Source organism: Gemmatimonadota bacterium, assembly GCA_039715185.1.
Classification (GTDB): Bacteria; Gemmatimonadota; Gemmatimonadetes; order Longimicrobiales; family RSA9; genus DATHRK01.
Genome location: JBDLIA010000132.1, coordinates 1 through 6,063, shown reverse-complemented (window position 1 = coordinate 6,063; position 6,063 = coordinate 1). Strand labels below are relative to the sequence as shown.

Annotated in this window: 3 protein-coding genes; all 3 read left to right on the top strand. The window is 68.2% G+C overall.

All coding sequences use genetic code 11. From position 1 onward, the window contains the following. The coding region (locus ABFS34_15515; protein ID MEN8376836.1) for a 4Fe-4S dicluster domain-containing protein at positions 1-450 on the top strand (450 nt) is incomplete at its 5' end. A gap of 53 nt (positions 451-503) precedes the next feature. Then, positions 504-3,971, top strand: a complete 3,468-nt coding sequence (locus tag ABFS34_15510) for an amidohydrolase family protein (protein MEN8376835.1) — start codon at positions 504-506, stop codon at positions 3,969-3,971. Further along, the gene (locus ABFS34_15505) at positions 3,968-5,953 is read left to right on the top strand and encodes a 2-oxoacid:acceptor oxidoreductase subunit alpha (protein ID MEN8376834.1); all 1,986 of its coding nucleotides are present in this window, start codon (positions 3,968-3,970) and stop codon (positions 5,951-5,953) included. Before ABFS34_15510 ends, ABFS34_15505 begins: the two co-directional genes overlap by 4 nt. Positions 5,954-6,063: the final 110 nt, after the last annotated feature.

Sequence of the window (6,063 nt, the reverse complement as noted above, 5' to 3'; positions counted from 1 at the left end):
CGGGCGCGCATGGTCCACGTGGACCTCACCGAGCGATTCCGTGAGTTGGCGGTGGAGGTGGAGCTCGGCTTCGACCCCGCGCAAGCGGCGGCCGAGGTCGAGCGGTGCCTGAACTGCGACATCCAGACACACTTCGCGGCTCCGCTGTGCATCGAGTGCGACGCGTGCATCGACGTGTGTCCGGTGAATTGCCTCACGATCACCGGCAACGGCGAAGAGGCCGACCTGCGCGGCCGGCTCATGGCCCCCGCCGACAACCTCGATCAGGCGCTCTACGCATCCGAGCCGCTGCCGCAGACGGAACGCATAATGGTCAAGGACGAGGATCTCTGCCTCCACTGCGGACTGTGCGCCGACAGGTGCCCGACGGACGCCTGGGACATGCGCAAGTTCGACCTCTTGCTGCCATATGCGGGCAGGCCCGTGGAGGCCGCCCACGCGCAGGTGTGACCTTGTTTTCGTCGCGCCGTTGTTTCGCTGACCCCGAACCGGGGAGTCACCCGATGTCATGTACCAGCATGCAGGTACGCGGCGCCGCCCGAGGCGCCCTCTTCGCCCTGACGCTTCTCTTCGCGTTTCAGGCGCCGGCGTGGTCGCCACTCGCGGCGCAGGACGCCGAAGCGGCGGACGACGAGAAGAAGGACAAGAAGAAGGACCCGCCCCTGCCGCTGGAGGCCGCCCGCGAGGTCCAGTTCAGCACGGACGAAGGAAGCTGGATCTCGCTGGATGTCAGCCCCGACGGGAGCACCATCGTCTTCGACCTTCTCGGCGATCTGTACACGCTGCCGATGGAGGGAGGCACCGCGACGCAACTGACCAGCGGGATGGCGTTCGACGAGCAGCCGCGCTACAGCCCGGACGGGACCGAGATCCTGTTCGTCTCGGACCGCAGCGGCGGCGACAACCTGTGGACCATCGACGTAGCGACCGGCGACACGACGCAGCTCACCAAGGGCAACGACCGCAACTACATGTCCCCGGCGTGGACGCCGGATGGCCAGTACGTGGTCGCGTCCCGCGGGGAGAGCCGGCTGGGCGTCGTGCAGCTGTGGCTGGGGCACGTCGATGGCGGCAGCGGGCAGACGCTGCTCGGAGAGCCCGACAACCTCAAGACGGCGGGCGCGGCGGTGACGCCCGACGGACGCCAAATCTGGTTCGCGCGGCGGCAGGACAGCTGGGACTACAACGCGGCGCTGCCGCAGTACCAGCTCGCGTACTACGACCGCGAAACCGGTGACGTGTTCGGACGCACCTCCCGCTACGGGTCCGGCTTCAGGCCGACGATTTCTCCGGACGGACGCTGGCTGGTGTACGGCACGCGCCACGAGGACGAGACCGGCCTGATGAAGCGCGACCTGCGCACCGGCGACGAGTCCTGGCTCGCCTACCCGGTGCAGCGCGATGACCAGGAGTCGATCGCCGACCGCGACGTGATGCCGGGCATGGCGTTCACGCCTGATTCCCGCGAGGTCGTGGCGTCGTACGGCGGCAAGATCTGGCGCGTACCGCTCGACGGCTCGCCGCACATCCCGGTGCCGTTCACGGTGGACGTGGACCTGGACATCGGCCCGCCGCTCTTCTTCGACTACCCGATCGACGACAGCCCGACCTTCACCGCGCGAGAAATCCGCGACGCGTCCCCGTCGCCGGATGGATCACGACTGGCGTTCAGCGCCCTGGGCCGGCTCTACGTCCTGGATTGGCCCGACGGCGAGCCGCGCCGCCTGACCGACGCCGACCACGTCGAAGCACAGCCCACGTGGTCGCCGGACGGCCGCTGGCTGGCCTACGTGACCTGGGAAGACGACGGCGGCCACATCCGCAAGGTGCGCTCGGACGGCCGAGGCGACACACGCCTTACCGACACGCCCGCCACCTACCAGCGCCCCGCCTGGTCACCCGCCGGCGATCGCCTGGTGGCGATTCGAGGTCCCGCGCGGGCGTACCGCGAGGCGACGGGTCCGTTCGCCCCGGGCGCCTCCGAAGACCTGGTCTCCGTCGCAGCCGACCCGTCCGGCGGACCGGCTCCGGCGCAGCTCATCGCGCCGGCCGAGGGCCGGGGGGCGCCGCACTTCGGTGGCTCCGCCGATCGCATTTACCTGACCCGCGGCGGCACGCTGCTGTCGATCCGCTGGGACGGCACGGACGAGAAGGAGCACCTGCGCGTGACCGGCTCGAAGCGGCCGCGCGCGGACCAGCCCAACAACGCCTCGCTCATTCTGATGGCGCCCGTCGGCGACCAGGCCATCGCGCAGGTAAACGACCACATCTACACGGTCACGGTGCCCTTCGTGGGCGGAGAGACGCCCAGCGTGTCGATCTCCAATCCCGACAACGCGCCGTTCCCGGCCAAGAGGCTGACCGAGGTGGGCGGACAGTTCCCCGCCTGGGGCGCGGACGGCCGCGCCGTCCACTGGTCCATCGGCAACGCCCACGTGGTCTACGACCTGGACCGCGCCGAGGCCTTCGCGGACTCGGTGGCGGAGGCCAAGAAGCAGGCCGCGGAGGAAGAGGAAGCGGAGGAAGAAGGCGAAGGCGACGCGGACGACGAGGCCGAGGGCGAAGACGAGGCCGAAGAGGAAGACGAGGAGCCGGAGTACGAGCCGGTACTGCGCCGCGTCGCGGTCACCGCCAGCAGAGACCTGCCGGCGGGCGATGCCGTGCTGCGGGGCGCCAGAATCATCACCATGGAGGGCGACCAGGTCATCGAGGGCGGCGACGTCCTGGTGCGCGGCAACAGGATCGCCGCGGTGGGCGCCGCGGGCGAGGTGGAGGTGCCGGCCGGCGCCGAGGTCATCGACGTATCCGGCATGACCATCGTACCCGGCTTCGTGGACACGCACGCCCACATACGGCCTGCGTTCGGGCTGCACAAGAACGAGGCCTGGGCGTTCCTGGCGAACCTCGCGTACGGCGTCACGACGGTGCGCGACCCGCAAACGTCGACCACGGACATCCTCACGTACGGGGATCTGGTCGAGACGGGGGACATGATCGGCCCACGCATCTACTCCACCGGCCCGGGCGTCTTCGGCAACTACGTCGAGGACCCGATCAAGGACCTCGACGACGCGAAGAAGCTGCTGACCCAGTACAGCGAGTTCTTCGATACCAAGACCATCAAGATGTACATGGCCGGCAATCGTCAGCAGCGGCAGTGGGTCGCGATGGCCTCCAAGGAGCATGAGCTCATGCCCACCACCGAGGGTGGACTCATGTTCGGCTACAACATCACCATGATGATCGACGGCTACGCGGGACAGGAGCACTCCTTCCCCATCTATCCCGTGTACAGGGACGTGATCGAGTTGGCCGCACGCTCGGGCATCTTCTACACGCCCACCTTGCTCGTGTCGTACGGCGGTCCGTTCGGAGAGAACTACTTCTACGCGAAGGAGAATCCGCACGACGACCCCAAACTGGCTCGCTTCACGCCGCACTCGGTGCTGGACCGCTCGACGCGGCGGCGCAACGCCGGCTGGTTCCGTGACGAGGAGTACGTGTTCAGCGACCACGGGGTCGGGGTCCGCGCCATAGTCGACGCGGGCGGGAAGGTCGGAGTCGGGAGCCACGGACAGCTTCAGGGCCTGGGCTACCACTGGGAGCTGTGGGCCGTGGCTTCCGGCGGCCTCAGCGAGCACGACGCGCTGCGCGCGGCGACCATCTTCGGGGCCGAAGCCATCGGGCTCGAGGGCGACGTCGGCACGCTCTCCGGAGGCAAGCTGGCCGATCTGGTGGTTCTGAGTGGCAATCCGCTGGACGATATCCGGAATACGAACACCGTGCGCTACGTCATGAAAAACGGCCGACTCTACGACGGCGACACGCTGGACGAGATCTGGCCACGGCAGATTCAGCGCGCCGCGGGGTCCTGGGTGGCCGATGAACCCGAGACCGCCGCGGGTATCCGCCCGGACGTGACCGCGTCGGGCGATCGTCCCCTGGCAGAGGAGGAAGCCGGCTCGCGATGAGCGTGAACGACGAACACCCGCGCGGGACCTGCGGCTCCGCCGCCGCCGGTCCCTCCGGCGGACGCGCGAACGACTTCGCTTTCAAGATCGCCACGGTCAACGGCACGGGGTCCGCGAGCGCTAACGGACTGCTCATGCAGTCCATCTTCCGCATGGGCATTCCGGTGTCGGGCAAGAACGTCTTCCCGTCCAACATCCAGGGACTCCCCACCTGGTACGAGGTTCGGGTCAACGGCCGAGGGTACGCGGCGAGCACGCCGGACTTCGATCTGATTGTGGCGATGAACCCCGCTACGTACGAGGCCGACATCGCCGAGGTGAGGGCCGGGGGTTGGCTACTGCATGATTCGTCGTGGCCCCTGGCCGATGAGCTGCGCCGCGATGACGTCACGTTCCTGGGCGTGCCGTTCGGCCAGATGTGCGTGGACAACTTCTCCGGTGGGCGCGAACGCGTGCTCATGAAGAACATCGTGTACGCGGGAACCCTAGCGGCCCTGCTGGACATAGACCTGGAGGTCGTAGGCCAGCTGTTGCACGAGACCTTCGCGCGCAAGCCCGCATTGATGGACTCGAACCTCCTGGCGATTCGGCTGGGCACCGAATTCGCGCGCGAGCACTTCGATTGCCCCCTCCCCGTCCACCTCCAACCCATGCGCGCCAACGACGACGCGGTCCTGATGGACGGCAATACGGCCGCTGCACTGGGCTGCGTGTACGCCGGCGCCACCGTGGCCGCCTGGTACCCCATCACGCCCGCTACGTCGTTGATGGACGGTTTTCGGCACTTTTGTGCCAAGTACCGAACCGACCCCGATACAGGCGCAAAGAGCTACGTAATCCTTCAGGCCGAGGATGAGCTGGCCGCCGCCGGCATGGTACTGGGGGCCGGCTGGGCGGGCGCCCGGGCGTTCACGCCTACGGCGGGACCCGGGATTTCCTTGATGAGCGAGTTCATTGGCCTGGCCTACTACGCCGAGGTCCCGTCGGTCTTCTTCAACATCCAGAGGACCGGCCCATCCACCGGGATGCCGACCCGAACCCAGCAGGGCGACCTGACGCTGGTGGCCTACGCTTCACACGGGGACACGAAGCACGTCGCGCTGTTCCCCGCGGACCCCGGGGAGTGCTTCGACTTCGCGGTGCGTTCCTTCGATCTGGCGGAGCGTATCCAGACGCCCGTGTTCGTGGTCAGCGACTTGGACATCGGCATGAACGACTGGCTGATCCCGCGGCTGCGCTGGGACGACGACTACGTGCACGACCGGGGCAAGGTGCTGGACGCGGACACGCTGGAGCGAATGGACACCTACTACCGCTATCTGGCGGACGATGAGGCCGACCACGTCGCCCCGCGAACGCTCCCGGGGGTGCACCCACGCGGCGCTTATTTCACGCGCGGATCGGGGCACGACAAGCTGGGTCGCTACACGGAGGACTCCGCGGGCTATCGCGAGCTGATGGATCGCCTGGCGGTGAAGATCGACGGGGCCGCGGACGCGCTCCCCGAACCGGAGCAGATCCCCGCATCGGAGTTCGGCGAGGGCCGCAACGTGGGCGCTTGGATGGGCGCCCACGTGGCTAGCATCGAAGCCGAAGCGCGCGACGGCGTGATCACGGTCGGGGGTTGCCGGGGAGCGGTGCTGGAGGCGCTGGACCGGCTCGCGGAGGACGGCGAGAGCTTCGACTTCCTGCGCGTTCGGGGCTTCCCCTTCGGGAATACGATTCGCAAGTTCGTGGAAAGCCATGAGCGCTGCTTCGTCGTGGAGCAGAATCGCGACGGCCAGTTGCGCACGCTGCTGATCAATGAGACCGAGGTGGCGCCCGCGCGCCTCGTGTCCGTACTGGACTACGGCGGCGTACCGCTGTCGGCGGCCGTCGTGATGGAGGGAATCCGCAGCCCGGGCACGCCGGTGGGGGCCGGGGCGCCGCAGGTGGCTCTTGGTGTGCCGGCGCGGAAGTCCCGTGTGCACCGAGGCGCGTGATGCGCCCGCGCGGCAAGGCGGAACGACGCGCCGTAGCCGTCGCTACGGCAAGGAGTTCCAACGCCGCAGCCGCGGGATGCAGCGCGAGCCGAATGCCTACGAGACTTCTG

Bases quoted from the DNA above. Each gene is read 5' to 3' on its own strand.
- ABFS34_15510 (MEN8376835.1), top strand. From the start codon at position 504: ATGTCATGTACCAGCATGCAGGTACGCGGCGCCGCCCGAGGCGCCCTC.
- ABFS34_15505 (MEN8376834.1), top strand. From the start codon at position 3,968: ATGAGCGTGAACGACGAACACCCGCGCGGGACCTGCGGCTCCGCCGCC.